General features: G+C 42.7%; 18 protein-coding genes. 9 read left to right on the forward strand and 9 right to left on the reverse strand.

Annotated elements, in window-relative coordinates; translation table 11 throughout:
* Positions 1-11: 11 nt before the first annotated feature.
* Positions 12-1,949 (reverse strand): tetratricopeptide repeat-containing sensor histidine kinase, encoded by a 1,938-nt coding sequence (locus AAH582_RS01040; RefSeq protein ID WP_343320999.1) that lies wholly within the window; start codon positions 1,947-1,949, stop codon positions 12-14.
* A gap of 370 nt (positions 1,950-2,319) precedes the next feature.
* Here AAH582_RS01040 and AAH582_RS01045 point away from each other — a divergent pair, with 370 nt between their 5' ends.
* Both AAH582_RS01045 and AAH582_RS01050 read left to right on the forward strand, forming a co-directional pair.
* Positions 2,320-2,931 carry a response regulator transcription factor gene (locus AAH582_RS01045; RefSeq protein ID WP_343321000.1) on the forward strand — a complete coding sequence of 204 codons (612 nt, stop codon included), beginning with the start codon at positions 2,320-2,322 and terminating at the stop codon, positions 2,929-2,931.
* 85 nt (positions 2,932-3,016) lie between these two features.
* Positions 3,017-5,851, forward strand: a complete 2,835-nt coding sequence (locus tag AAH582_RS01050; RefSeq protein WP_343321001.1) for an MSCRAMM family protein — start codon at positions 3,017-3,019, stop codon at positions 5,849-5,851.
* Here the strand turns inward: AAH582_RS01050 and AAH582_RS01055 are convergent.
* Genes AAH582_RS01055 through AAH582_RS01065 form a run of 3 tightly spaced genes read right to left on the reverse strand, consistent with a single transcriptional unit; the run spans position 5,848 to position 8,592 of the window.
* Positions 5,848-7,272, reverse strand: a complete 1,425-nt coding sequence (locus tag AAH582_RS01055) for a hypothetical protein (RefSeq protein WP_343321002.1) — start codon at positions 7,270-7,272, stop codon at positions 5,848-5,850. The genes AAH582_RS01050 and AAH582_RS01055 overlap by 4 nt on opposite strands.
* Complete coding sequence (locus AAH582_RS01060) at positions 7,247-8,050, reverse strand: hypothetical protein (RefSeq protein ID WP_343321003.1); 804 nt, start codon at positions 8,048-8,050, stop codon at positions 7,247-7,249. Before AAH582_RS01060 ends, AAH582_RS01055 begins: the two co-directional genes overlap by 26 nt.
* A 20-nt stretch (positions 8,051-8,070) precedes the next feature.
* Entirely contained in the window at positions 8,071-8,592 is a 522-nt protein-coding gene (locus AAH582_RS01065) for a hypothetical protein (protein WP_201666772.1), read from the reverse strand.
* A gap of 182 nt (positions 8,593-8,774) precedes the next feature.
* On the opposite strand from AAH582_RS01065, the gene AAH582_RS01070 reads away from it, so the two are divergent.
* On the forward strand, positions 8,775-9,809 hold the full coding sequence (locus tag AAH582_RS01070) for an acyltransferase family protein (protein ID WP_343321004.1): 1,035 nt from the start codon (positions 8,775-8,777) through the stop codon (positions 9,807-9,809).
* Between the two features lie 125 nt (positions 9,810-9,934).
* On the opposite strand, the gene AAH582_RS01075 is transcribed toward AAH582_RS01070, so the two are convergent.
* Both AAH582_RS01075 and AAH582_RS01080 read right to left on the reverse strand, forming a co-directional pair.
* A complete protein-coding gene (locus tag AAH582_RS01075) occupies positions 9,935-11,284 on the reverse strand; it encodes an amidohydrolase (protein ID WP_312742726.1) in 1,350 nt (449 codons plus the stop codon).
* 115 nt (positions 11,285-11,399) lie between these two features.
* The gene (locus tag AAH582_RS01080; RefSeq protein ID WP_286754028.1) at positions 11,400-12,308 is read right to left on the reverse strand and encodes a helix-turn-helix domain-containing protein; all 909 of its coding nucleotides are present in this window, start codon (positions 12,306-12,308) and stop codon (positions 11,400-11,402) included.
* A 406-nt stretch (positions 12,309-12,714) separates the two neighbouring features.
* On the opposite strand from AAH582_RS01080, the gene AAH582_RS01085 reads away from it, so the two are divergent.
* The 4 genes from AAH582_RS01085 to AAH582_RS01100 all read left to right on the forward strand — a co-directional run bounded on the left by AAH582_RS01085 (position 12,715) and on the right by AAH582_RS01100 (position 18,407).
* A complete protein-coding gene (locus AAH582_RS01085) occupies positions 12,715-15,780 on the forward strand; it encodes a beta-L-arabinofuranosidase domain-containing protein (RefSeq protein WP_343321005.1) in 3,066 nt (1,021 codons plus the stop codon).
* A gap of 137 nt (positions 15,781-15,917) precedes the next feature.
* Positions 15,918-16,595 carry a response regulator transcription factor gene (locus AAH582_RS01090; RefSeq protein ID WP_343321006.1) on the forward strand — a complete coding sequence of 226 codons (678 nt, stop codon included), beginning with the start codon at positions 15,918-15,920 and terminating at the stop codon, positions 16,593-16,595.
* Positions 16,592-17,875 carry a sensor histidine kinase gene (locus AAH582_RS01095; protein ID WP_046673842.1) on the forward strand — a complete coding sequence of 428 codons (1,284 nt, stop codon included), beginning with the start codon at positions 16,592-16,594 and terminating at the stop codon, positions 17,873-17,875. Before AAH582_RS01090 ends, AAH582_RS01095 begins: the two co-directional genes overlap by 4 nt.
* Positions 17,876-17,957: 82 nt before the next feature.
* Entirely contained in the window at positions 17,958-18,407 is a 450-nt protein-coding gene (locus AAH582_RS01100) for a PepSY-like domain-containing protein (protein ID WP_343321007.1), read from the forward strand.
* Positions 18,408-18,529: 122 nt separating this feature from the next.
* Here the strand turns inward: AAH582_RS01100 and AAH582_RS01105 are convergent, their stop codons facing one another.
* The 3 genes from AAH582_RS01105 to AAH582_RS01115 form a co-directional block, all read right to left on the reverse strand.
* The gene (locus tag AAH582_RS01105) at positions 18,530-19,549 is read right to left on the reverse strand and encodes a DUF4625 domain-containing protein (protein ID WP_343321008.1); all 1,020 of its coding nucleotides are present in this window, start codon (positions 19,547-19,549) and stop codon (positions 18,530-18,532) included.
* Positions 19,550-19,593: 44 nt separating this feature from the next.
* Positions 19,594-20,103 (reverse strand): DUF4625 domain-containing protein, encoded by a 510-nt coding sequence (locus AAH582_RS01110; protein WP_343321009.1) that lies wholly within the window; start codon positions 20,101-20,103, stop codon positions 19,594-19,596.
* A gap of 182 nt (positions 20,104-20,285) precedes the next feature.
* The gene (locus AAH582_RS01115; RefSeq protein ID WP_343321010.1) at positions 20,286-22,454 is read right to left on the reverse strand and encodes a TonB-dependent receptor; all 2,169 of its coding nucleotides are present in this window, start codon (positions 22,452-22,454) and stop codon (positions 20,286-20,288) included.
* 227 nt (positions 22,455-22,681) lie between these two features.
* Here AAH582_RS01115 and AAH582_RS01120 point away from each other — a divergent pair, with 227 nt between their 5' ends.
* Both AAH582_RS01120 and AAH582_RS01125 read left to right on the forward strand, forming a co-directional pair.
* The gene (locus AAH582_RS01120) at positions 22,682-25,159 is read left to right on the forward strand and encodes a tetratricopeptide repeat protein (RefSeq protein ID WP_343321011.1); all 2,478 of its coding nucleotides are present in this window, start codon (positions 22,682-22,684) and stop codon (positions 25,157-25,159) included.
* A 7-nt stretch (positions 25,160-25,166) separates the two neighbouring features.
* The gene (locus tag AAH582_RS01125) at positions 25,167-26,954 is read left to right on the forward strand and encodes an HSP90 family protein (RefSeq protein WP_343321012.1); all 1,788 of its coding nucleotides are present in this window, start codon (positions 25,167-25,169) and stop codon (positions 26,952-26,954) included.
* Positions 26,955-26,987 lie beyond the last annotated feature (33 nt).

Here is a 26,987-nt window from a genome sequence, read left to right on the forward strand (position 1 = left end):
GGATAGCAAAGCTATTCATTTTTTTGTATTTGAATATAGAATGTGCTTCCAAAGCCAATCGTGCTTTCGATGGAAATTGTACAATTAATTCGCTTTGCAAATTCATGACATAATAGAAGTCCGATTCCAGTGCCTTTCTCATGAAAAGTTCCTTCGAAACTCTTTTGAAATCCCTTATCCTGCAGCGATCGGATGGTAGTTTCGTCCATGCCCAAACCTTCGTCTCGAATAGAAATAATAATGCCTTCGGAGCTTTCCCGCTGACCAATAACGACGGATTTCCCGCTGAGACTGAATTTGATGGCATTGCTAAAGATATTCCGGACGATAAACTCAAACCGTTTTAAATCGGTTTGGATGGTCAGCTCGGAAGGGATATCGATCAGGACATTTAATTTCTTTAAATGAATTCTATCCGCAAACAACTGCTGGCATTCTTCGACAACCTGCATTGGATATACCGTTTGGATGTCGAGCTTCTCATCGGCCATCTGCTGCGAGGACCAGATCAAAAGATCGTCCAGCATCTTTGCCGCAACTTCTACCTGATAACCAATACTAAGCAGCACTCCTTTGATTTCATTGGTTGGCAAATCCACGATTTTCGATACAGCGAGTAAGGTCTGAAAAGTCGCCATAGGGCTACGCAGATCATGTGATACAACGGAAAATAGGCTCGACCGAAATCGATCTGCTTGGACGAGCTCTCCATGTTGATGCCTGATCTCAGCGGCTTGCTGATCTACCTTCCGTTTTTCGTCACGTAATAATCTATTATTTTTGACGAGTAAAAGAACCATAACCAAAAATATCAGGAGTACAAAAAAGGTTAATAATCCGATCAACTTTATCCAATGGGCTTCTCGTTCTACATGCGCGTTTTTTAAGAGTAGGTTCTTATTTTCAAGATCTTTTTTTTCGCTTTCATATTTTTCCCGAAGTTCTTCCCGGATCCGAACACGAAGCGTCGCAGCATCCTCATGAAATTTGCGGTCCAAGCTGTCCTGGTCGCTGAGAATGACGTGTTGATTTTGATCTTTGATCGCCTTTGTTATTTTATCGAAATCTCCCTGTAGGTCTTCTGTTAGATTGGTAAAACCGCTTTTAGCAATGATGATCTTAATGAGAGCGACTTCTTTTGCGGCAAGATCAAAGCGCTTTTCTTTGATATAGATATTTGCCCGATTGATACGGGCATAACTTTCGCCAACTGGATCTTTTTTCTTGGAGGTGATGTCTATCGCTAGATCGGTATAATAGGTGCTCCATTCGAGTTTATCTGCCTTGAGATAGAGATAGCTCAATAAAATGTAGGTATTGAAAAGATCAACTTCCGGCGCATTGACTTTACAGAACTCAACCGTTTTTACTAAATAATCGATGGCATGATTCACATCCGCTTTCTTCTCTCCATTTAATGCGTTTTGGGCATATATATTCCCAATATTGGTCGATATATTGGCTCGATTCCTCGTATCGCGCAGTTCCTTCGCAAGATCTAGTGCGCGTTGATAATATTTTAAGGCCTGCTGGGGGTCGTAGCTCTTATTAAACACATTTCCTATATTCAGAAAAGAAAGCATCATCCCTTTTTTGTCGTTGCGTTCCTCTCGTTTTTTGAGTACGTTAAAATGGGTTTTTACACTTTCATCGAAGTTATTTAGCTTCAGGTATATAACTCCCTGTAAATTTAATAAATCAATTTGCAGCGACTCAAATCTTTTGTTGGTAGCGAGCCCTAATCCTCTGGAAACGATCTCTTGCGCCTCCGTGGGATTGCTGCGGTAGATTTCAGACGCTACTTTGTAATAAGCCAATATCCGGGTCGAATCATTACTTGCCTCCGATAGCTGCTTATCCAACTTGTCCCAACCACTGTTTTGGGCCTGTGCCTGGAAGTTACAAATCACAATTAGGATAACAATAAATAGGAAAGATAGATGGCGCATCGGTATTTTTTCTCAAATATAATTAAGTTTCTATTCATAAAAAGGATCGCAGCTTGTATAGCTGAACATGGGTGATGATGTTGTAACACTTAATTTTCTGCCTAAGAAATGTCAATTTCTAAATAATAAAAATTATATTTATGTAAATCGTTTTTAGCCTATTTATTGGTTTGTATATAAATTATTGTGAAATTCATTTCTAACGTGATTAATTTCACTTTGTTTAAATTTTTTCTTGATTATTTTTTTCTTTAGAAACAATTTTAAGGATAGGTTTGTCTTTACTACAATAGGTTGAACAGACTGGGATGAATATAGCGTGAGAATTAGTTAAGCTTATAGTTTTCAATTTAATAAAATGTGAAATATCATGATTACAGTTGGGATAATCGACATAGATGAGAAAGAGCGGATACAAACAAAGGAAAACATATCCAAAAACGATAAATCTGAATCAACAATACCGATACATGTGCTGTTTGATCAGGAGACACTTGCTTCTTCCCATCGCAACCAAATCCCTGATGTGATGATTATCGATATTGATCATCAAGATAGCTTAATTGTTGAACGGGTTAAGAGCCTGTTTCCACGTGCCGAAATATTAGTGCTGACCAATAATTGCGATGTAAAGGTGGTGCGTAGTTGCTTTAGACAAGGCGCTGTGGGCTATATGCTGAAGAAGACATGTCTGCAATCGTTAAAAAACGCGATAACAATGACCTTGGGAAATGGTTCTTTTATTAGTCCTTCTGTCAATCGTGCTTTGATTGAACAAGCTTTCAGTGCCAAACGATCCGAGAATTTGCTGACTGCGCGAGAGTTGCAGATTGCTAATGGCATCATTGAAGGGCTTAGCTATAAAATGATCGCCCAGAAATATGCAATTTCCCTAGATACAGTCCGTATTTATATCAAGCGAATCTATAGAAAGTTTCAGATCAATAGTAAAGGTGAATTGATCGCCCAATTGACCGCTTAATAATTCGTTACATGAATATGTGACTACCTAAATTTCGATCTCTTTAAATTTAGCCTGATTTTTATGGGTACTTGAATGATATGCTATGCCAATAAGAAGCCTTTTAATTTTTGTGTTTCTTTTCTGCTATACTGCTCTTTTCTTATCCATAGCGAAAAGTCAGCAACGATACGATATTGCCTATCATTTCGAATACGATTCCCTTCGGATCACGCCATCCCAAACATTTTCAAACAAATTAATTATTGTTAACTACACGGATCGAGCAATTGAGCTAAGCCCTGAGTCCAACGATACGAAGGCATTGCAGGGATTGATCAAATTGCCACCATTAATACAGCTGAAGGCACATGAAACGAAAAGCTTTCCCTTGAAATACATGACCGACCGGCGGACGATTTCGAGTGCAGTGCAAAAGTTTAGCGTTGGTCTGCAGACGAAGGATCCATCCGTGAGTGTACAGCCTGCCCAAGTTTTTTATACCCAGTTGGATGTTCAGGCAGCGCTATTGATTCAGTCTGAGCAGCCCGAGTATTTTATTGATCAGTCAACAGGACAAACGCAATTTTTGGTACGCGCCGTCAATATGGGTTTAATACCCTTTACCTTTCAATTGCAGTTTGCTAACCTTCCTTCGGAACTGGAGGTCGTCGGTGAAACATTACCCGTAACATTGGCTGCAGGAGGGCAGTCCTTACTGAGATTTACTGCTCGTATGCGCACAAAGAAAATAGCCACGGATGTAGAACTAACGATGATAGCTATTGAAGCAGGCGGTAAACAACTTGCGACGAGCCGAGTGCGTATTATGACAGTAGGCAGCGTAAAACGGTTCGGCTCGGCCATGAACTTGCAGAATCAGCCCTACAATAATATGATTGCCTTACGTTATCTCAATATAGGGCAGGATATAGCGGTGTATCAGCTCCAGGGATACGGCAATCTTGCGCTGAATAAAGAGCGCTCGTTGAGCTATCGCATGAATGTGGATTATTTTCAAGATCAGCGTGCTTTTACGATGTACGATAGTTACCTCGATTATCAAACGGAAAAATGGGGACTGAAAGCAGGTAATATCTACGAGAATTTGGATCAATATGTTAACGGCCGCGGACTTAGAGCAACTTATAAATTTGATAAGTCCCGATCCGTTAGTGTATATGCTGTGCAAAATAATTATTTCCTATGGAATCAGCTGAACACGTTCTCCCCCGGCGGCGGCGTGCTGGGACTAAAGTATGCGTTTAAATCAGAGAAAAACCAGGAAAGTAACCTGGCATATTTACATAGTAAAGACAATTACCGCAATGCCCGAAGTGACTTGCTCAGTGGAAAAGGATACAAAGACTGGTCGGAGAATCAAAGTCTTACCTGGGAAGCAGGTACAAGCATTGAAAAAGTCGATATTGGCGGTCAAAAGGCGGGGTTAGCTGCTGGCATAAATTATAATGGGATTTTTGAGCAGTTCCAGATTTCAAGTTCCAATTATTATAGCTCACCCTATTATGTAGGGCTTAGGCGAGGGCTGCTGCAGTCTGATTCACGTATTGTTATTCCATTGGATGACATCAAAAGTCTCTCGGCCAGAATGAGCTTTATGGATAATCGGCCCAAGTATCAAATTGGCGATCGGAATTACTTTTTTAACAATAGTAATCGTATCGAAATTTATGAGCTCGGTTACCGTACGGCGCTTCGGCGACTGAATATTGATCTGCGGCCTTATTGGATGAAGCAAGGTGCTGATTATCACAGCTGGTTAGGACTGGGAAGTAATGCCGTAAACTGGAAGTCGAGTTCAGTAAGAACCGTTGTCGATCTCAATTTTTTTACGCAAACCCATCGTTTCTCGCTTCAGACCGACTATGGTTATACCTACAGAAATACCGCTGAAAAGCCGATAGCTCCTTTTCACTCCCTGCGGGTATCGGGGAACTATGACCATGCACTTTTTGGCTTTAATACATTTGTTCAGATCAATCCTTATTATTTGAGTGATCTTTTGGCTACCTATACCAATTCGAACTATAGCATGTATTCGCTAGGACCTAATACACACTTTGAGGCATTCGGTCATAATTTGCAGGTACAGGTTGCGACCATGTACAGTTATTATGGTTTTTCGCGGAGTAACAATTTGTCCATCAATGGAAATGCGCGTTGGCGAATGAAAGACAACTGGAGTCTCACTGCAGATATTTTTTATACGTTTATCAGAGGGAAATTACTGTTTATGACAGATCCAATAAATCCGCCACAACCGCAGCCGCTAGATCGCTATTCGTTTAACAACAGGCAGATCAGAGTGGGGATAGAAAAGAGTTTTGGACGGACAGGTAGTTATAAAGGCTATAGCTTAACGTTGACTTGTTTTGACGATAAGAACAACAATGGAATCCGGGATGATGATGAGCCATTTGTGGAATCTGTGTTGATTCGAATCGGAAAGGAAGCAGCCATCACAGATGCGAAGGGACGCGTTAAATTTGTTGAAATGGAAGCGGGTTCTTTTTCAATTCAAGCGGAGAACAATCAAGGCTGGATTTCGCAGGGACCGTCGACCGTTGTGCTAACCAAGAACAAGTCTGTGGATATGCCCCTTATCAAAACTAAATCTGCTAGGGGCAAAATACAGTTAATTGCCACTAAATACCTGGAGTCTAAGCCTGATCTGAGTGGTATCCGCATCACCGCCATTGACCGTCAGGGAAAGAAATATAATGCATTGACCAACGAGGACGGCGCATATATTTTCTATTTGCCTGTAGGCTTTTATAAGTTGACGGTTGATTCGGAAGGGATGCCTTTTGTTATTGAAAATTCGAATTGCGAAGCAGAAGTGAAAGCCGAGGGACTAAATGAGCTTCCATCCCTGCGTTATCGGGATCAACGACGCAAAGTTGGCATTAAAAGATTTTAAGGAGCTACAAAGCTATAGATGATATTCGCGGTATAAGTACCTGCCGGTTTACCCAGCAGATTGCTGGTCTGCGAAGCGGGAATGCTATACTGCATATTGAGTGTGCGATCGATGACGGGATCGGCATTTTGGATGAGCTGCTGGGCCGTTGTGGACAGGGTAACTGTGTTTACTCCAGTTTGGCCAGCCATTGGACCGATCCGCAAAACACTTAGTGGTATACTGTTGACTCCAGAGGTAAAACTGGAAGTAGTGGCGCGAACATATACGTTGTAGGGCGTTGTTTTACTCAGTTTTAAATGACTGGGCATATCCGTACTGACTCCGTTAACATAATTACTGGTCGTCGTAAAAGGAAGATTAACGGTTTGCTGATTTGCGACGATTTCTCCGAGGTCGCTGACCACAATATTCAAATTCCCACTGGCCTGCGCCTGTACCGGTGTTGTTGGATAGGTGGCCGATGACGACTTGTTCCAGGAATAAGTAAGAGGGACAGTATAGGTGCCGGCCTGTATAAAATTGCTTTTAAGTAAGGCCGATCCGATTGTATAGGTATGTGTAATCGAGCTATTATTGTTGGTCGCAACAGCTATTCCGGCAGCGCTTGTCAGTGCCTGATCACTGGTCGACAGATTGGCCACGGTTGCTGTGCCGACTCCACTTAGTGTGGCGCTCACTGTGGAGACAGGTGAAACAGGCAATGTATTGTAGGGAAGGCCAGTACTAAAACTAAACTGAGCGCTGCTTGTTCGGATACTTGGGACGTAAGGTACGGTGCTTGATACTGGTATAATCTGATTGGCGCTGATTCCATTGGCAGAACGGTAAAAACTAAGATCGTTTACAGCTATATTCGTTGTTCCTATACTGCTTGGGGGACTGATAAATCCGGGGATGGTGATGGATAGCGTGAAGCTTGCTGGAGAGATAGACCCCGCCAATACTCCTTGCGTGTAAAAGCTGACATCATTTGTAAATACCCCTGCAGTCCAGGTCTGGCTCGCTGTAGCAATGCGTGCATTGGCGGTTACCGCGCCCGAAGCGACACTAGCTACAGCCGCATAGAGTACACCGCCACTAGTTGATAGGGCGACTTCATTATTTGTGCCCAACCCAAGTAATACAAGACTGCCAATACTCGAAAGTTTCATATGCACTAAACTGGCCGGAAAACTTCCACTTGTCGTGCTGGTAAAATTTGCTGCAGTGGATTTTACTGAAAAAGAAGGAAGTAAGGTGATTACACTTGTATAGTTGCCCGCGTTAATAGCCGTATTATAGTCGGTTCTCGCCTGTATATTGGCTTGCGGTAAAGTGATGGACGTCGTTTGTGCATGAATATGCTGCCCAGATAAGCTAAAAAAGCCCAGGAAACAAACCGCAACATTGCGCTTAATATGTAATTTCTTTTTCTGCAATTTTTAAATCATATTGGCTGCCCGCATCTAATATGGCGACGGCAAGATAGCGCCCTGCAGCAAGTTTCTCCGGAAGGTCAATTTGCACCCATTGATCCGAGCTCGGGAGCATCGCGATAGCGACGGCCTTAATAGGGATTTCCTCTCCTGTCTCTGTATTGGTTAGCTCAAAACGCACATAAGCATCCTTGTTAATCTGTCCTGTATTTTTAACATGTACATCCATCCGGCGCACAGATTGCCCCGTCTGACTTGGAATAATATGCCTATCCTCAAAGGCAAGGAATTCTAGATCTCCAGGATTTAATCCAGAAGGAGTATGGTAAACCTGAATGCCTACTTCAATAAGCACGTTCATATTAAGGCCATTTTGAACAGTTGCTTTTTGTTCTTTCACTTGTGTGAAAAAAAGCATGGTGTTACTTAGCTGCTGTGGAGCAGGGTCTTTGGGGATCGTCATAGAAAGATTCACCGATTTGGTCTCTCCCGGAGCCAGGCGTAACGTGTTTTCTGAGAGCGTAAGCCATGCCGCATTTGATTGCTGTTTTTGGCCCGGAGAATAATATTTTTTTACCCCAATGGAATCGCGGTCCCAATCTTTGAGGTTGGCGACAAAATAGAGCTCAGCGTTCGAGGTGTTGCTAAACGTAATTACCTGAGAAACGGTCTGTCCCGGCTCGCCAGTGAAAAAAATGCGGGATGGAGATATTGAAATACCCTGTCCATAGACCAGGGTATTACAGATATAAAGGACGAATAGTGTTAAATAATATCGCACGGATAAAATTATCTTTCTAGTTAGAGTTGTGTCGCTGTATAAGTGACTGTTGTACTATAGGCCGATGCGCCAAGATTCAAAAGTGATGCTGGATTAGCTATGGTATAATCTACGGTATAACTTGCTCCTGTAGAAGCTGTTGAATTGGTCACCAACGATGCGGCTGTTGTACTTAGCGGTACATTTGCCACTGGAGTACCTCCGTTTGCACTGGCTGCAGGTACTGTAACTGTCACAATATTTAGTGCTGGCCCTCCTGCAGGCGTAAATGCGGCAGTCGCGGCAACAGTAAGATTATACGGTTTATTACTCACCACGGTAAAGTGGCCCGCTTTCTCAACAGTTTTTGATGCGGTGTAATCTGCCGCAGTGGTATATGTAAAATTAACTGTCGGGGTTGCACCCAATGTAATCGAAATGGCATCTGTCAAGTTGATATTGACTGTGACAGGTTGGGAGGTCGCCGTCACTTGGGCTTTGGCTTGATTTCCAAAACATATGGCTGCAAGTGCAATGAGGGGTATAAATAGGTTCTTTTTCATAATTTCCTCTATTTTATGGGATTAAACTCTAGTAAAGTTACTCAGCAACTGCGCTAAATACAATGTAAACAAGTCACATAATGATGTTATAAAGTTGAGTGAGAGGGGGTGATATGGCATCTGTTGTATGGCGTGTGTTCGCTCCTGAAAATTGTCGAAAAACAGCGTATATTTGCAGCCAAATGTCTGAGTCCAAAAGAATTTACCAAATCGATCTGTTTCGTTTTATCGCAGCATCTGCCGTCGTATTATATCATTATTTATATCGGGGGTATGCTGCCGGAAATATGTCGCTATTGGGTTTCGATGGCGTCGGAGAATATTTTAAATATGGCTACCTGGGCGTAGACTTATTTTTTATCATCAGTGGTTTTGTGATCGCTTTTTCCATCAAGCATCTTTCGTTGCGTAAGTTCTGCTATTCCCGTTTCAAGCGTTTGTATCCGATGTATTGGATTTGTTTGCTGTTGACTTTTACCGTTTCTTATTTTTGGGGCGCACCACGTTATCATGTCACATTTACACAGCTATTGGCCAATCTAACCATGGTCCAAAAACTATGGGGACAGGGGGATGTCGATGGCGCTTATTGGTCGCTCTATGTAGAGTTGAAATTTTACCTGATCATCGCCTTATTCCTTATTCTGAATCAATTTAAAAAAATAAGTTTAGATTACCTGGTGTATTTTTGGCTGCTATTGTCCAGCTTGCGCTTTTTTGTTGGGCCTTCGGAAATTTATGACGCACTCCACGAGTTCTTTTTGTTCGATTGGAGCGCCTACTTTATTGCTGGAATTATATTTTGTCAGCTCTTTTTACATGGGCCCAAAGTCCAGCATTTTGTGGCCTTACCTTGGTGCTTGTACATTTCCATCGATGGTGCCGTGGGGCGCATTCATTGGCTGGAACGGACTTTCCACAGTGACTTTTCTTCTTATATTATTGGAGCGACCATCGTTGTGTTTTACCTGCTTATGTTGCTGGTTTCCTGTAAAAAGCTCCAGGTGATCAATTCGCCGAAATTCGTTAAAATTGGCATGTTGACCTATCCGCTGTATTTAATCCATCAACACATCGGCTTTATCATTTTTAACCATCTGCACCCCTATTTAAACAAATACCTGTTACTTTCGGCTGTTATTGGTTTTATGCTTGTGGTTGCTTATCTGCTAAGCGACCGGATTGAACCATGGATTATAAAGCGGTTTAAAGCATAAATAAAAGGTCCGAAGGTAATGATTACCCCGAACCTTTCTGGTTTTCATAGGAGATATAGTTTTTTAGCTGGGTTGTTTTGGCAACCAAGCTGAAGTCCTGAATCGTTTACGACTTTGTCTTAGGGCTAGAAAACTAGATTTCCTTGATAGATAAGTGATTTTACGGGCGATATTCTTGAAATAGCTTCTGCCGAACAACTCGCATCAAGGAAGGCAATATCTGCACTGTCGCCGACCTTTGGCCATTGCATATTGCCTTTGTCATCCAATGGAGTAGGGCCCGCGGTAGCAAGTTTCAGCATACGGGATAGCGCAAATTCGGTAGCCTGGCCGTATACCTGAGCTGCAAGATTAGCTTTTTGTAGTACACTGCCTGTCCCGAAAGTATTCCAATGGTCTACAATGCTGTCATTGCCCGTCATGACCTTAACGTTGTTTTCCATAAGCGTTGGAATAGGCATAATTAAGCCACCGAATGGGATCGTAGACACGATACCGATTTGTGCAGCACCAAGTTTCTCGGCCATTTCCTGTTGTTTGGCTTTTTCCAGTCGACCAAGCACAAAACAATGGCTGAGGTAGGTCTTGCCTTTGAGAACAGGATTCTCGTTTACTTTATTAATTAAGTATTCTACAGTTTTCAAACCCGATTCTCCAGATTCATGTAAGTGAATGTCAATTCCTTTGTTGTTATCTAAAGCCAGTTGAACCGTAAAATCCATTGTTTTTTCAATAGCGCCATCAATGGAAAAGGGATCGACCCCACCGATAAAATCAATATTGGTTTTCGCTGCTTCCTTGAGATAAGGCACCGAATCGGTATAGAAAACACCGTGTTGTGGAAAAGCAACCAATTCAGCTCCAAATCCATTTTTCTTATTTTCAAGCGCCAGCTGTAGATGATGTAAAGAATCTAATTTGGAAGTTGGTTCAATATTGACATGGCTACGTGCAAAGGCAGTGCCCTTGGATTGTAGCAGTTCGATTAGTTTTTCTGCTTTATGGGTAGAGTTTTTAAGCAGTTCGGGCAAAATTTTCTGTTCAAGAGCAATCATACCCTTTACCCCCCCCGGGCCACGTCTTACTGCCTGCCATTTGTCGCCATAATAGGTCTTGTCCAAATGGATATGCATATCTTTAAAAGAAGGTAGCATCAAAAGCCCTTTTGCATCGATCGCATCAGCACTGTTGCTGTTGGCACTGATATTTTTGATTTTCCCGTTTGCGATCTGAATGGAAAAAAGACCGGTCTTTGTTGCGGTTACATTACCATCACCATCGTACTCAAATCCGGTTTCCAATAGCACGTTTTTCAACGTATAGCTTTTTTTACCTTGGTAGCCACTCAAAAGTCCTTGATGAGCCATATTATGTCGATTTTCTGCAAATAGCATTCCCGGGATGAATGTAGCACCCGCAAGCGCTAGAGCAGAGTTTCTGATAAATTCCTTGCGAGAAAGGGCCGTTGATTTCATTTGATTTCCTATTATGTTATTTTGTGACCGGAATAAAAAGTCTACCAGTCTTTTACAAAGTTACATAGCCGGTATCCCATTTTTGCTGGGATATTTCTGCCATTCTTTGTGTGATTTATCTTTTTTTGATTTTGCTTTCAAGGAACTTAGGTGCTCCCTCCACATGAATATTTTCTCTAAAGTCGCTCGGACTTGCTCCGGTTTGCTGTTTAAAAAAGTTCGAAAAATAAGCTTGATCTGCAAAACCCAATTCAAAGGCAATTTCTTTGATGGATCGCTCTGTGCTTTGCAAAAGACGTTTGGCTTCAATGCTGATCCGTTGGTGAATAAGTTGTGTGGCTGATATTTTCAGATTTTTTTTGCACAGTATATTGAGGTAATTGGGCGAAATATGAAGCTTTTCGGCATAAAAAGCCACGAGCTTTTGCTCCCTAAAGAATTCATCAATGAGCATATTGAACTTCGCCAGTCGTGGAACAGATTGATAGACTTTGAATTCGGTGAAGGCAGACTCCGCTTCGCGGCTTACAATCGCAGCAATGACTCCCGCTCGGGCGGTTATCAATGGAATAAGTGAATTTTCTCTTTTTAACTCCTGCTTGACAGATTCAAATTCATAATGCAATTGTGCAAAAGCATCTGCAGTGAGGTCAATGACGGGATGGTTTTGGTAATTGGTAAATGAAAAGCGGAAAAATGGAGCAAAGTGTTCAAAAAAAGATCGTTCAATCATAAGTTGATAGCCTACAGTACCCGCATAGACATGCCATTTGTGCATTTGCCCCGGAAAGAGCACATGAACCTGATGATCTTTGATGACATGGTCAATCGAATCGATGGTATGAACCCCCGATGCTTTATCGAACAGATTTATGATAAAAAAGTCATGCTTATGCGGTTTGTCGATAAGCCGTTCGCCATGCAGTTCATTAAATAGGAGTTCGTCGCGCCCTGCAGTCTGTTCCTTGCGGAAGCCATCCAGACTGATTACTGGTGCCCAAATTTTTGAATTTCGTTTATCCATAGTAGATCATATCGAATCTAAAATACAAAATACCACGGAGTAATCGATCATAGCGCGCTGAGTTTGCATAGGTTTGTATGGGCATAGTATAGTGGCGTTGCTACCTCCGCTAGGGGACAGGAGGATTTGTGGGCCCGTGGACGAAAGTAGACGCGACGGACGGTAGTTAAAATCTGGAGAATATCGGCTAAAATAAACCTATGTTTAATGATGTATACTCATTAATTTTATAAATGTCAAATAGACAGCAATACAAAACATATTCTTCGACTTTGGAGGCTTAATAGGCTGCTTTTTATCTTGTTCGTCATCTTTAAAGACAATAAAAGGAAAATACGGTAACAGCGTTCATCCAACTAGAAGGCGATCATTAAACATTAAATCATTAGCGAATAATAATAGCGATATGAAAAGATATACGATATATTTTGTAGCAATTCTTACGATTTTTATCAAAACAACAGCTATAGCTGTGGCACAGAGTGGAGATCAGATCTTGGACGGTATTGGTGAGACAGGCATGGTAGCCCGTTATGTCTTTGATGGGGATTTTAAGGATTGGTCGCGCAATGGATTACACGGTAAATTTCAGGGCACAAAAGCTTCGTTTGTGCCAGATAAGCAATTTACAAAGGTGCTGTCTCTGGCAGGAGGAAAGGATGATTTTGTCGTACTTCCACCGCAAGTGCTCAATGATCTCGAGTCGATCAGTATAACAGGCTGGATATACTTACGTGCCGCGCAGTCTGGCCAGTATTTATTCGATTTTGGACAAGACATCGCCCGGCATTTTGCTGGAACACCAACGGGGACAGCGCAGCAAAATGGCTACATGGGGATAATCGCCCCAAAGAAGACCGACGTAAAAAATGCAGTCTCTTCGGCTGTGCCATTAAACAAATGGGTGCATCTGGCCATTGTGGTTGACATAGCTTCAGGGGCTATGCAAACCTATTTGGATGGTATGCCTGCTGGAGAGGTTAAAAATATCCCACAGGAGTTGGCTGAAGTTTTTGGACAGACGGGTAGTAAGAGGACTTTATACATCGGAAAATCCCTGTTGGGGGGCAGTGTAAGTTTAAATGCACTGTTGCATGATTTTCGCATTTATCGTGTGCCATTGAATCGAAACCAGATCGGCATGGTATACAGAAATGCATTGAACGGTGTTCGTGAAGATATTACTTCTAAGGGTAAGGCTGAGGATGACTTACCGCGATTTCCAATGAACAAAGCAGAGCTTTATAATGCCTTTTTAACGGGGGTAACAGACGTGACCGTGGAAACGGAGGTTGGTGAGCTGCCCCGATTGCCGAGTTATGTCGCCGGAACCTATAAAGACGGTATGGTAGGACCGAAAGTGCGTGTGTTGTGGCCTGCACCAACCGACAATAGTGCCGTCTCGCAGCAAACAGCTTACACAGTCACGGGGCGTGTTCCCGGGACTGATCTGAAACCGAAAGCCATCATTACAGTTAAAGGGAAGGTAATGTCCAACCTGCCTAACTTAAAATTGGAAGCATTTCATTTGGATCAGGTTTCCCTTAATACGGATGTAAAGCATCATCAAACGAAGTTTATTGAAAATCGGAATAAATTCATTGATACATTGGCAAAATCGGATCCCAATTCATTCCTCTATATGTTTCGTCATGCGTTTGGGCAGAAGCAACCGGCAGGTGCGCAGCCCTTGGAAGTGTGGGACAGTCAAGATATCAAACTACGGGGTCATGCTACAGGACATTACCTGACGGCAATTGCACAGGCGTATGCGAGTACAGGGTATGATAAAGCGCTCCAGTCAAAATTTATGGGAAAGATGGATACCATGGTCAACGTGCTTTATGCCTTGTCAAAGTTGTCGGGCGCACCGAGGCAAGAGAAAGAAGCGGGGCAGGCTTATGTCGCAGATCCTGCTGCGGTACCTTATGGTCCCGGTAAATCGGCTTATGATTCTGACCTGAGTGACGAAGGAATCCGCACTGATTATTGGAACTGGGGGCTAGGTTTTATCAGCGCCTATCCCCCGGATCAGTTTATTATGCTCGAGCATGGCGCAAAATATGGCGGGCAGAAGAACCAAATTTGGGCTCCTTATTATACCCTGCATAAGATCTTGGCCGGCCTGATGGATGTTTATGAGGTAAGTGGAAATAAAAAAGCATTGCAGATCGCTCAGGGAATGGGCAATTGGGTGTATACGCGTTTAAATCAAGTCCCGACCGACACACTGATCAAAATGTGGAATACTTATATAGCCGGCGAATTTGGCGGGATGAATGAAGTGATGGCAAGGTTATATCGTATAACGGGTGAAGAGAACTATTTAAAAACCGCCCGTTTATTTGACAATATTGATATGTTCTACGGCAGTGCAGCGCATGCACATGGACTGGCCAAAAATGTAGATACTTTTAGAGGGCTACATGCCAATCAGCATATACCTCAAATTGTGGGCAGTATGGAGCTATATCGGGTGTCCAATGAGCCTGAGTATTATAAAATAGCGGATAATTTTTGGTATAAAGCCACCAACGATTATATGTATAGTATCGGTGGTGTGGCTGGGGCAAGAAATCCGGCCAATGCAGAATGTTTTATTAGCGAGCCGGCGACATTATATGAAAATGGATTTTCTGCAGGCGGACAGAACGAAACCTGCGCAACCTATAACATGCTGAAATTGACAAGTGACCTGTTTATGTTCGATCAACGCACAGAGCTAATGGATTATTATGAACGTGGATTATACAATCATATCTTAGCTTCTGTTGCAGAAAATAGTCCAGCAAATACCTATCATGTGCCTTTACGCGCGGGATCTATCAAGCAGTTTGGAAATGCTGATATGAAAGGCTTTACCTGCTGCAACGGTACGGCTATTGAGAGCAGTACCAAATTGCAGAATACGATCTATTTTAGGAGCAAGGATGATCAGGCGCTGTATGTCAATCTGTATATTCCTTCTACTTTACATTGGACGGAACGCGGAATCAGCGTCGAGCAACAAACAAGTTTCCCGAAAGCGGATCAAACATCGCTTAAGATAAAGGGGAATGGCAAATTTGAACTTCATGTGCGGGTGCCAAGCTGGGCAACAAAGGGATTTTTTGTTGCAATCAATGGTGTCGATCAAAAAATCAAGGCTGAGCCGGGAACTTACCTGACCTTAAACCGTAGCTGGAAAGATGGCGATGTGATCACTCTTAAAATGCCATTTCAGTTTCATCTGGAGCCAGTTATGGATCAGCCCAATATTGCCAGCCTATTTTATGGGCCGATCTTATTGGCAGCCCAGGAACCTGCAGCAAGAAAAGACTGGCGTAAAGTAACCTTAAACGCCAACGATATTGCTACGTCGATTAAAGGGAATCCCGAAACATTGGAATTTTATATTGATGATGTGCTTTATAAACCGTTTTATGATACCTACGGACGTCATTCGGTTTACCTGGATGTCAGTTTAAAATAGGAGGCCAGCAGTGTATTCCTAAATCTTTCCCAAATTCAAGGTATCTTTGTCAGAAACAATTGTGTGTGTGAATTGTCATTTATAGTTGGCATATCGATGCTGTTTACAAAGGTTCTCATTGCGTTAAAGAAGGTAAGATGAAAGTGCTCCTAATTGAAGATGAAGAAGATTTAAGGGAAATAGTCAAAGCGTCATTAATCAAAGAAGAATATACGGTAGAAACCGCCGGAGATTACCGGGCAGCACTTGAAAAGGTTGCGGTATATGACTACGATTGTATATTGCTCGACATCATGCTGCCTGGAGGAAATGGTCTGCAGATCCTCGGTCAGCTCAAAAATGAAGGTAAGTCCGATAATGTAATTATTATCTCGGCAAAGGATTCTTTGGATGATAAGCTAAAGGGACTCGAGCTTGGAGCCGATGACTATTTGACAAAACCCTTTCACATTGCAGAGCTGAACGCACGAATTAAAGCTGTGCTGCGAAGGAAACAACGGGAAGGTAGGCATACGTTGGAAATGGGCAACATCGTGTTGGACCTCAATGAACGCTGCTTATTCATTAGGCAGGAGCCCGTACCGTTAAATAGGAAGGAGTTTGATATGCTCAACTACTTCTTATTGAACAAAAATAGACTGGTTAGCAAAAGTGCACTGGCAGAACATGTATGGGGTGATAATACGGACCAGGCGGATAATCTTGATTTCATCTATTCACAAATAAAAAACTTACGCAAAAAATTCTTGGCTAATCATGCTGATGTGGATTTCGAAGCGGTGTACGGAATCGGTTATAAATTTGTCGAAAAATGAAATTAGCCAACCAAACACTAAAGTATCTTTCGATCTCTGTGCTGGTGGTCATCGCGCTCTGGTCAACCCTGTTTTATTTATTTATGCTGGAGGTAATCCACGATAATATCGACGAGGAACTCGAAAACCAAAAACGGCTCATTATCCAGGAGCTTTCCAGCAATCCCACTGTAGCTCCAGATTTGGAGTTTGGGGTAAATAACTATAAGGTACGCCAGATCTCCGAAGAGCAAGCCCTTAAGATGCAAAACGTTTATAAGGACACCATGTTGTATATGCAGGACGATGATGATCCCGAACCGGAACTGGAACCCGTCCGAATGTTGACGACAGCATTCGAACATCAAGGACATTATTATGAACTTTCGATCATCAACTCGATGATCGAAGAAAGTGATCTGATCAAGAATCTCTTCTATTCCGTTGTTATTTTATTTATTCTGTTGGTCATCAGTATCGTATCCATCAATAAAGTCGTAATACAACGTTTATGGGGACCATTATATACTTTCTTGGATCAGTTGACACGATTCCGTTTGGGCAAAACCAAGGAGAAGCCTGCTATGGATACGCAGATACAGGAATTTAAAGATCTCGAGCTAGCTGTGTCTACTTTAATTCGCCATAACGAAGAAAGCTATGAACAGCAAAAACAGTTCATTGGCAATGCTTCGCATGAATTACAGACACCGTTGGCCATTATGATCAATAAATTGGAGATAATGGCGGAGACGGAGGGGCTAAACCAGGAACAGGCGGAGACTGTGGCAGCGGTATTAGCAACTGCCGAGCGGCTTGTTCGCCTCAATAAATCCTTGTTGCTGTTGAGTAAAATTGAGAATAAACAATTTTTGCACAACGCGGATCTTCCGTTCAATGCCCTTGTGCTGAATATTGTGGCGGAGTTGGAGGCTATTGCTGCGTTTAAAAAGGTCAGTATAAATGTTGTTCAAGAAGATCAGCTGAACGTGCAAATGGACAGTGCTTTGGCCAATATCGTTGTGTCAAATCTCCTGCGGAATGCGTTGTTCCACAATAAATTGGGGGGTGAGGTGAATATCCGTATTACGAACAAAGGACTGACCGTGTCCAATACGAGTACACATGCCGCCTTGGATGCTAACCTGGTATTTTCCCGTTTTTATAAGTCAGATGCAGCATCCAAAGGTACTGGCTTGGGGCTGGCCATTGTGCAGGCCATCTGTCACCTCTATGGTTTTGTAATCGTCTACCAGTACGAAAATAACCAGCATAGCTTTCAGGTAAATATGTTCCCTTAGAAAATATACCAGCGGCAGGTAAGTGTTCCCAAATCTTTACAGATTCGCTTTTTTACTTTGTAGTATACTAAAAAATAGAATCATGAATTGTAAATTAATCTGGAGTGCATTCGTGCTTGCACTGACGACAACGGGAGCTATTGCGCAAGATATACCACAAAGTCAAGTGCCCGCTGTGGTGGTGAACAGTTTTCAACAGAAATTTCCAAAAGCCAAAAAAGTGGAGTGGGAGGTGAAAGGTAATGTGTATGAAGTGGAGTTTGAAACGGGCTTATTTGGTACAGACCAGGAAGCTTGGTTTCAACCTAACGGAAAAGTTTTGCGGTATAAAACTGAAATCAGCAAAAAAGAATTGCCGAAGAGTGTGCTGGACCGGGTGAAGAGAGATTTTCCGGGCTATCGCATTGAAGACTCAAAAAAGATTACAGCTGAGCAGAAAGTGAGTTATGCGTTTGAAGTGAAAAATGGAAAAGAAGAGTGGAAGCTGGTACTCGATCCACAGGGAAATGTGCTGACGAAGGTAAGGGACTAAGCCAATTGCTGTAAACAATAACGCTTTGATGATGTTACCAACTGCGCACGTCGGGAAAATGACCTGTGTAAAACCACCTTGCCAACAAATTGTGAATAGCAAGGCGGTTTTTTGTTTTGAGACTAATCTTCTCCTTCCTCTGCGTGGAGTTCAAAAGATAGCTTTATGAGATCCTGACCAGCAAACTTAGCGGCATATTCCGAAGAGTTCCAGTCAGCACGGGTAACTTTTGCTTTTGTGGTTGCATCGTTAAACTTGCGAAGTACAAAGACTACATTTTTTTCGCCTTCATTATCTTTTCCTGCTGTAAAGTACGTGGTGATTCCTGTTGTCTCCGTTGCTCCATTGACTGCAGAGCCATCACCGTAGGTCGCCTCTTTCGTTTGAAAGATTGCTCCGCTTCCTGTACTGCTATTCGGATTTAAAACAAAAGAACCACCTGTAAGGAACGCCTTATAGTAGTCTGCTGTTGCTTTATTGACAATGTATTGCCCCTGGATTTCTTTTGAAGAAGCATCAAATTGTTTTAATTCAATTTTATAGATACCTGCGGGATGGAGGTGAGCATGTCCTCCAGCCAATGCTGTTCCCTTCTCATCAAAGCTGATAACAATTGGTTCTACCTTTTCTTTGTCGGCAAGATCATGGAAATGGTCTCCATGGGCTTCGCCGGCTACTTCAGTAAATATAAGCTTATAGGCAACTTTGGCATCTGTACCTTGTATGGTTAATGGCGATTCTATTGTAGTTGTATTTCCGGCTTTGTCGGTTACTGTAAAATGAAAATGATAGGCTCCTGCGGGTGCATCCGCCGGAACATCAATGTGTTCATGAAATGTCGCATTTTTTACACCAATGTATTTTCCATCCGTATAGGCTTTTGTGAACTTATATTGACCACTACCTTCCTGATGAACCTCTATTTCGATCTTAGCAATGAGTGCTTCGGCAAGAATATCACCTTCAAGATGAAGGTCTGATCCCGCCTGAACAGTTTTGTTATTGCCACTGCCGATTTCGAGTGCGCTGATCTGGGGTTTTGCAAGTGCTGGAATTTCCTCGTTATCTTTCTTACAGGATGATAAAAAACCGAAAAGAATTGTACTTAACAGGAAGAAGAAGCGAATGTTTCTAGTTTTCATGTAAAATGGATTTAATTAAATTGAGTTGATAAATATGTATGGTATTATTCGAGTATACGGATGCTGATTCCTTTTTGGCTGCTCCATCCCGCCAAGTCAGTCACCTGGATCATAAAATGATAATTGCCGGGATCGATATCGGCTGGTACATCAATCTTTAATTCGGCATCGTATTGCTGTGGCTGACCCGGAATATTGACCGTCTTGACTAAAGTAAAGGGTTTGATAGGCGTTTTGATAGGTTCTATAGTACACTCTCCGATTTCTGTGCTATGCGAATGATGGTCAAAATTGTGGTGTACATCAATACTATAGCTTCCGAGCGCTACATTGTCGGATAGCTTACTGCGGAAAGTAAAGCTTGTACCGCGTTTAATTGTGCTGCACTGTTTTGGAAAGGCTGTTTCGGAATCGATGGCGATGACCGGTTTTTCGGTGTCGATACTTTCCTTATCTTTCTTACAGGCAACGGCCGTCGTAAGTAACACCGCGATAAGTGTATATTTTTGGACTGTTTTCAGAGGAGATAGTTTCATTTTTAAATTTTTATTCATTCGTATATCTTTTATTGTTAGCATGCCTGTGTGAAGCTCGGTTATTCAGGTGTCTTGGTTACAAATTGTATAAGAATTCACTGTACCCTTCGATTCACGTAATTCATTGCGATCAAAGGCTTATTTAAAGCGGTTGTCTTTCGGTAGATGTTATTTTTATTCTTCATTTACGGTGATTCATGTTATGATCTGGACTGTTTTCCAAAGGGAACTCCAACGGATAGAATAAAATTCCTCCCCTGTTCAGGCAATGAGATCAGCCGATAAAAGCTGGTATGATCCATATATTTCTTGTCAAAGAGATTTTGAACCTGTAAGCGTAATTGGAGGGCAGATCCCGAAAACCGAAGCTGTGTTCCTGCTCGAAAGTTGAAGACCTGATAAGCTGCTGTGGACTCTTCTGGCGGAACAATATGATGCTGCGCAGCTGTCCATTTGCAATCGACGGAAAGGTAGGTCTCTTTAAAATGTTTGCTATTTTTTGCTGTCCAGCTGATGTCCATCAACGCTGAAGGTGCCGGAGAGAACGGAAGTGTAAAGCCTTTCTTTGCACCCGATAGTTGTTCTGATCGGACGTATTCGCCCAATAATTCTACTTTCCATTGTTTCAAAGGCTGATAGCTGAGCTTCAATTCAGCTCCATAGCGGCGAACACGGCTTTCCATATATTCAAAGATTTGATTGCCGGCGCCATAATATTGATCGTAGCGCGACGTGGGGTTGAGGTAGATATAATTGGAAAAGTAATTAAAGAACGGCGTAAAGGCGACAAAGACTTTTCTGAGACTCCAGGTCAATGATAAATCCAGCTGGTAGGATTGTTCGGGGGACAAGGATTGATTGCCTTTTTCATAACTGAAGTAGTGATAGTTAACACCATTAGCACCGAGCTCCTGTGCAATAGGAGCCCTGAAACTCTTTCCTACATTGATTTTTGTTTCCAGATCTCCGAATTGATGTGCCGCTCCTAAAGACCAAACCAGGCTATTGAAACGGCGACTGAGCGCTGAAGCCCGAACTATTTTAGCCGATTGATTGTCTTCCAGCTGTGATTCGAACCAATCCTGATAAGGTGACGTTTGAATATGGCTGTAATCGTAACGCAACGCCCCGTACAGCATCGTTTGGTCCGCGAGCTTGTATTGATCGTAGACGAATAGGCCCATTGCTTTTTGGTTAAATGAGGGGATGAGGAAGCCCCAGCCATCGATCCGGTTGTCCTGATACTCTCCATTTGCACCTAGGGTAAGTCGATGTCTGGCCAACTCAAATTGGTCTTTTACAGTGATACTATAGACCTGTTTGTCATATAACCTTTCCAAATTGATCGGGATAGTCATATCGTTTGGATAAACGGGAGGCATATAACCATGCGCGGTGTAATTGTTGTACTCTTGCCGGTAGTTTTTCTGATAACCCAGGTCTATCCAAAGCTTATGCTTATCCAGATCGATAAAGTTGCGGTTAATAAGCTTCAGGTGATTGACCGTCTGGCTAGGGAAACCGATGTCACGACTGGATTTGTCATAAAGAGCTGTATCTACGCCCCGCGGTTCCAAGCCATGCGCGTTGGCAAAGAAGCCAAGCTTTGTATGATAATTACTCAGGTAGAAAATCGAAGAAAAACGATCCGATAGATATCCACCACGTAGTTGAAAATGTGTTTCTCGTCCTGCTGTGTTGCGAACATGCCGATCTTTCAGGCGTACCGCATAATTGTAGACATAGACGGTATCTGTGGGCACTCGGTAATCGCCGTATTCCAGGTGCGTGAATCCGCCTCCAAATACCCAATTCCCCTTTCTACCCTGTGCTTGTAGCGATCCGCCAAAAGTCGCGTTGTTTGACTTTGTCAATAGGTTAAACTGCCCTTTAAAACCTGTCTTCTGTAGTTCCGCTGACGGTGCTAACCGAACCACACCCCCAATAGCATCTGAGCCATAGAGAAATGAGCTGGCCCCCTTAAGTACCTCGGCACTTCCCACACTGAATTGATCGATTTCCAGTCCATGATCCAATCCCCACTGCTGGCCTTCATGTTTAATGCCATTTTCTACCGTGGCCACACGATTAAATCCGAGCCCTCTAATTTGCGGTTTAGATTGATTGGCACCTATGCCGATGGCGCTGACACCGGGAAGTCGGCTTAATGTCTGCATTAAACTCCCGCCTTGGTATTTTTGTATAGAGTCGGCAGTCAACAGCTGGATCGATAATGCGCCCTCTGCTGCGCGGTGATAACGTCGCCCGCCTACTTTAACTTCTTCAAGCTCGATGCTCTTCTCCTGTCCATAGCAAGGAAAAAATAGTTGTTGTGCTGCGATAATTGAAAAAATAATATACCTATTCATCTATGTGGATTCGATTCGTAAAGCGTAAGTCGTGCAATCCATATGTATTCCAACTTGTATGTATTGCAATTAAGTTGCAACAAATATAGAGAAAAGATTTTAAAAGCAATATAGTTGCATTATAATAGGCGGAATTGACTGTACGATACAGTGGCAAAGTTTTTGTTGCTTTTTGGCGCCTGAAGAGTATAAAAAGCATGTTTTACAAGTAGTACATACGATGATATATGAAGTTAAGTGAAGAATATTCTATTAAAGTTGCCGCATTGCAATCGGCTGAACATCAATTGACAGTTGACCTTTCGAAACGCATTACGCCCGATATATGGCTTGATGTCCTGATTTATTTTGAGCACAACTTGCAGCAACCCAGTGCGGCTGCACTTTATGATGCATTATTTGAAAAAGGAACTGATTTTGCAGCAAACGTATATCTGAACGAAGAGGATTATTCCTTTTTTATTGATAAAATACGGACAATATTGGAGCGCTATGCTGCGATCAATCCTCACGCATGGGTGGAGCTTGGCTTACAGCATATTTTATGCCGCCGACATGTAGTGGATAAAGAAAAAGCTTCCCTTTATTTGAAGAGAGGCATCGATGCGGGTGTTGAATGGGCAAGACCTCTTTATTTATACTACAACTATTTAGGCATGCTGGCTGCTATCGACCGCGATAGCGCCAAGGCCGAACTGGATGAGCTCGCGTTGGGCGGAGATCGCTGGGGAATAGCTTATGCTGCCCATATCGATGTCTGGACCGATAAATACGAAGAAGTCTTTGACCGTATACAGGTGCTCAAGCAGTCTCCGGAGCGGAAACTACTGCGTCATTATTATGAGGCGTTACAATTTTACTATGCGCGTAAAGAGGACAGGGGCAAACGCCTGGAAACCCTGGAAGAGGGTATTGCGATGGCTGAATCTCGTTACTGCAGATTTGTGCTGAATGAAATAAAACGTGCGGGGGCGGCTTCCTTAATTGAACAGGAGCTTCTTATACCGGAATATCAAGAGCTGTTTGAATACGGAATGATGGATGCTGCGGTGCAAATAGCACTTATCAAACTTCAGGTATTAGGCAATGACCGTCTGGAAAAACAGGATTTCGAAGAACCGCTGTGGTATCTCCAGAAAGCATATGATTATAATAATAATTATGCGGGCTATCGTCTTGCTTGTCTCTATCTCTATCAGAACGCGCTGCAGGACATCGAAAAGGGATTATCTTTATTGCATCTGCTCGACGAGAAAGATAATTATGTGGAAGCGCAGGTTGAACTTGCTGAAATCCTCCTCGAAGGTCAGTTCCTCCCAAAGAATGAAACATCAGCATTCCAGCGCTTCAGCGCAATGGCGGAAAAAAATATTGCTTACGCGAAGTTGCGCCTAGGCAATATGCTCGAATCTGGTTACGGGGGTTTGGCTCCGGATTACAAAGCCGCCTTTGATTATTATCAGGATGCCGCAAAAGATAAACTGCCACAAGCTTTATATCAAGTCGGCAGATTCTTAAAGTATGGAATCCATAATGATGCGCCTGATCTGGCAGCTGCATTGCCTTACTTCGAGGAAGCGGCAGTATATAATAACGCTACTGCGCTGACTGAAATGGGTTTAGCTGCTGAATTAAAATCCGAACCGGATTATAAATTGGCCTTTGATTATTTCTCGCGTGCGGCAGATCTTGGCTATCCCTATGCCTATTATTTAAAAGGTATTTATTTGGAAAATGATTATCACCAGTCCGGAGCTCCCCAGCCGAAAGCAGCTTTTACTGCCTTTGAAACCGGAGCCGGGATGCAGGAGCTAAATAGTATATATGAACTGGCGCGATGTTACCGGGGGGGCATAGGTACGGAGATAAATCTGGACCGGATGATTGCTTTATACCAACAGGCTGCTGAACGAAATCATGTACAGGCTTTGACTGATCTGGGTCTCTGTTATGAGTATGGTTATGGATTGAACCAAGATACATTTAAAGCACAGGAAAATATTAAGAAAGCTGCTGATCTGGGGTTCCCTTATGCAATTTACGTATTGGGACGATACTATTTGACCGGTTTGGTGCAACAGGATGTAGCGCATGGTCTTCAGCTTTTGGAAGAGGCAGCACAAAAAAATGTGGCTGAGGCACTCGTGCTGCTTGGCGACTACTTTTTCTTCGACTATGATCAGCGGGAAGAATACGACAAAGGTTTTGATTACTACATGCGTGCCGAAAAACTTGGCTATCTGACGGAGGGAATTGGCATGTGCTATGAGTTTGGTATCGGCGTGGAAGCACAGCCAGCAAAAGCATTTGGATATTATACACAAGCTGCGGAGCGAGGAAATCAGCAAGCGAGCTACCGACTGGCCCGTTGTTATTATTTTGGAATAGGTACCGAGATCGATAAAGCAGCCGCCTATGGGTATTTTATGGAAGTAGCGCAGCAAGGGAATGTGTATGCCGCTTACTTTGTTGCGGTGCAACTGCTGGAAGGAGATGGCGTACAGATGGACCTTCAAGACGGTGTCGAATGGCTTATGAAGGCCGCAGAAGCCGATCATGCTGACGCACAATATAAGCTGGCCAACTGTTATCTCATGGGGGATGGGGTAGAAGAAAATGAAGATCTTGCCCTGGAGTGGTTTGAACGGGCGGCAGCCAATGGACATGAAGATGCTATTCGATTGACAAAGAAAACGAGAAAGTAAGAAAAACATGCAAGAAGAAAAATCCTATTCCTTTCAGGTCAATCTGAAAGGAATGATAGCACTGCTCTCAGAACACCTGTATAGCGATCCCAATACATTTATTCGGGAACTGCTTCAAAATGGTGTGGATGCAATTACAGCATTGAAACACTTGGATGAACAGCATCAAGGAAAAATAACGATTGAGCTGCCAAGCACTGAACAACCGAAGTTTCTGTTCAGCGATAATGGAATAGGCCTAAAAGAGGCCGATATTCATCAATTTTTGTCGGTTATCGGGGAGAGTTCAAAGAGTAAGGACATCAAGGATGCTCAGGACTTTATCGGCAAGTTTGGTATTGGATTGCTTTCTTGTTTTGTGGTCAGCGATGAGATTATTGTTGAAACAAAGTCCGCTCTTGAACAACTGCCTCTACGTTGGACGGCCAGAGCTGAAGGGGACTATAAAATCGAGCGTCTGACAGAAGATATTCCTGTCGGGACACGGGTTATCCTAAACCCTAAAAAGCAATTCACCTATATTTTTGAAGGGGATTATTTTGAGAAAAAAATTAAGTTTTACGGAGATGCGCTGCGAGAAACCATTTCTATCGTGGTGGGAGGTGCCGAAAAGATCATCCATAAAGAAGCACCTAAATGGCTGGCTAAATCGGTTTCGAAGGCGGAATTGCTTGCTATAGGCAAAGAACTCTTTCATGTCAACTTTTTGGATGCAATTCCATTTGAAACGACGGCGGGTAAGGCAAAGGGTGTGTTGTATATTTTACCTTTCCGTACCCAGTTTAGTAGTAAGCAGCGTCACCGAATTTACTTGAAGCGCATGTTTCTTGCCGAAGAAGATCAGTCTATTTTGCCAAATTGGGCCTTTTTTGTCCGGATGCTTGTCAATACAGAGGAACTTAGTGCTACTGCCTCACGCGAGTCTCTGATGAAAAATGATCTATTGCGGCAGGCGCGAAAAGAAATTGCAGCTGTGCTCAAAACGTATCTGCAACAAGTGAAGAAGATAGACTTCGATATTTATATACGCATTATCCAGACACATTATCTCCATTTAAAAGCTTTTGCGCTCGAAGATCCCGACTCCCTGGCTATTTTTTTAGCTGATATCCCGTTTGAAACCAATCGCGGACAGCGGAGTTTCCAAAATATCATCGATCAGCAACAGCAGCTCTATTATTGTGCTGATTTTGAGGATTTCAAACAGATTGACCGTATGGCCGATACACAGGGAATGATTCTTGTGAATGCTTCTTATACCTTTGATACGGAGTTGCTCCGCAAGATCAAACAACGATACCCCGACTATAAGATAACAGAGATGTCGCCAAATCAGCTCCTGGAAACATTTCAGCCGATTCATGAGGATGAGCAAAATCAATATGTTTCTTTTCAGAAAGAAGCGCAGCGCATTTTGGACGATTACAGCTGCATCTTGGAAATTAGGCGGTTTAAACCGATTGATACACCGGCTATTTTTACAAAAATGGACCAAAATAGTGTAGAGAGTACGATTAGCCAATTAAAGGAAAATGCAAATCCCTTTGCGCAGGTGCTCAAGACATCCAGACCGAGTAAGATCCAGAATACCTTATGTTTAAATGCGGATAATCAGCTGATCAGCACCCTAATGGATATTAAAGATGCCTACATGCTGCGTTCAGTCATGGAAGTACTTTACGTGCAGGCACTTATTTTGGGCAAGTACCCTGTCCAGGAACGGGAAATGAAGGTCATGAACGAAGCCCTAAAGAGCCTCATTGTAATGGGGCTGGATAATTTTGTAAATCTTTAACGCGGTGGAGGGATTTCTACACTAGGTCAGAAT

Source organism: Sphingobacterium multivorum (genome assembly GCF_039511225.1).
Lineage (GTDB): Bacteria > Bacteroidota > Bacteroidia > Sphingobacteriales > Sphingobacteriaceae > Sphingobacterium.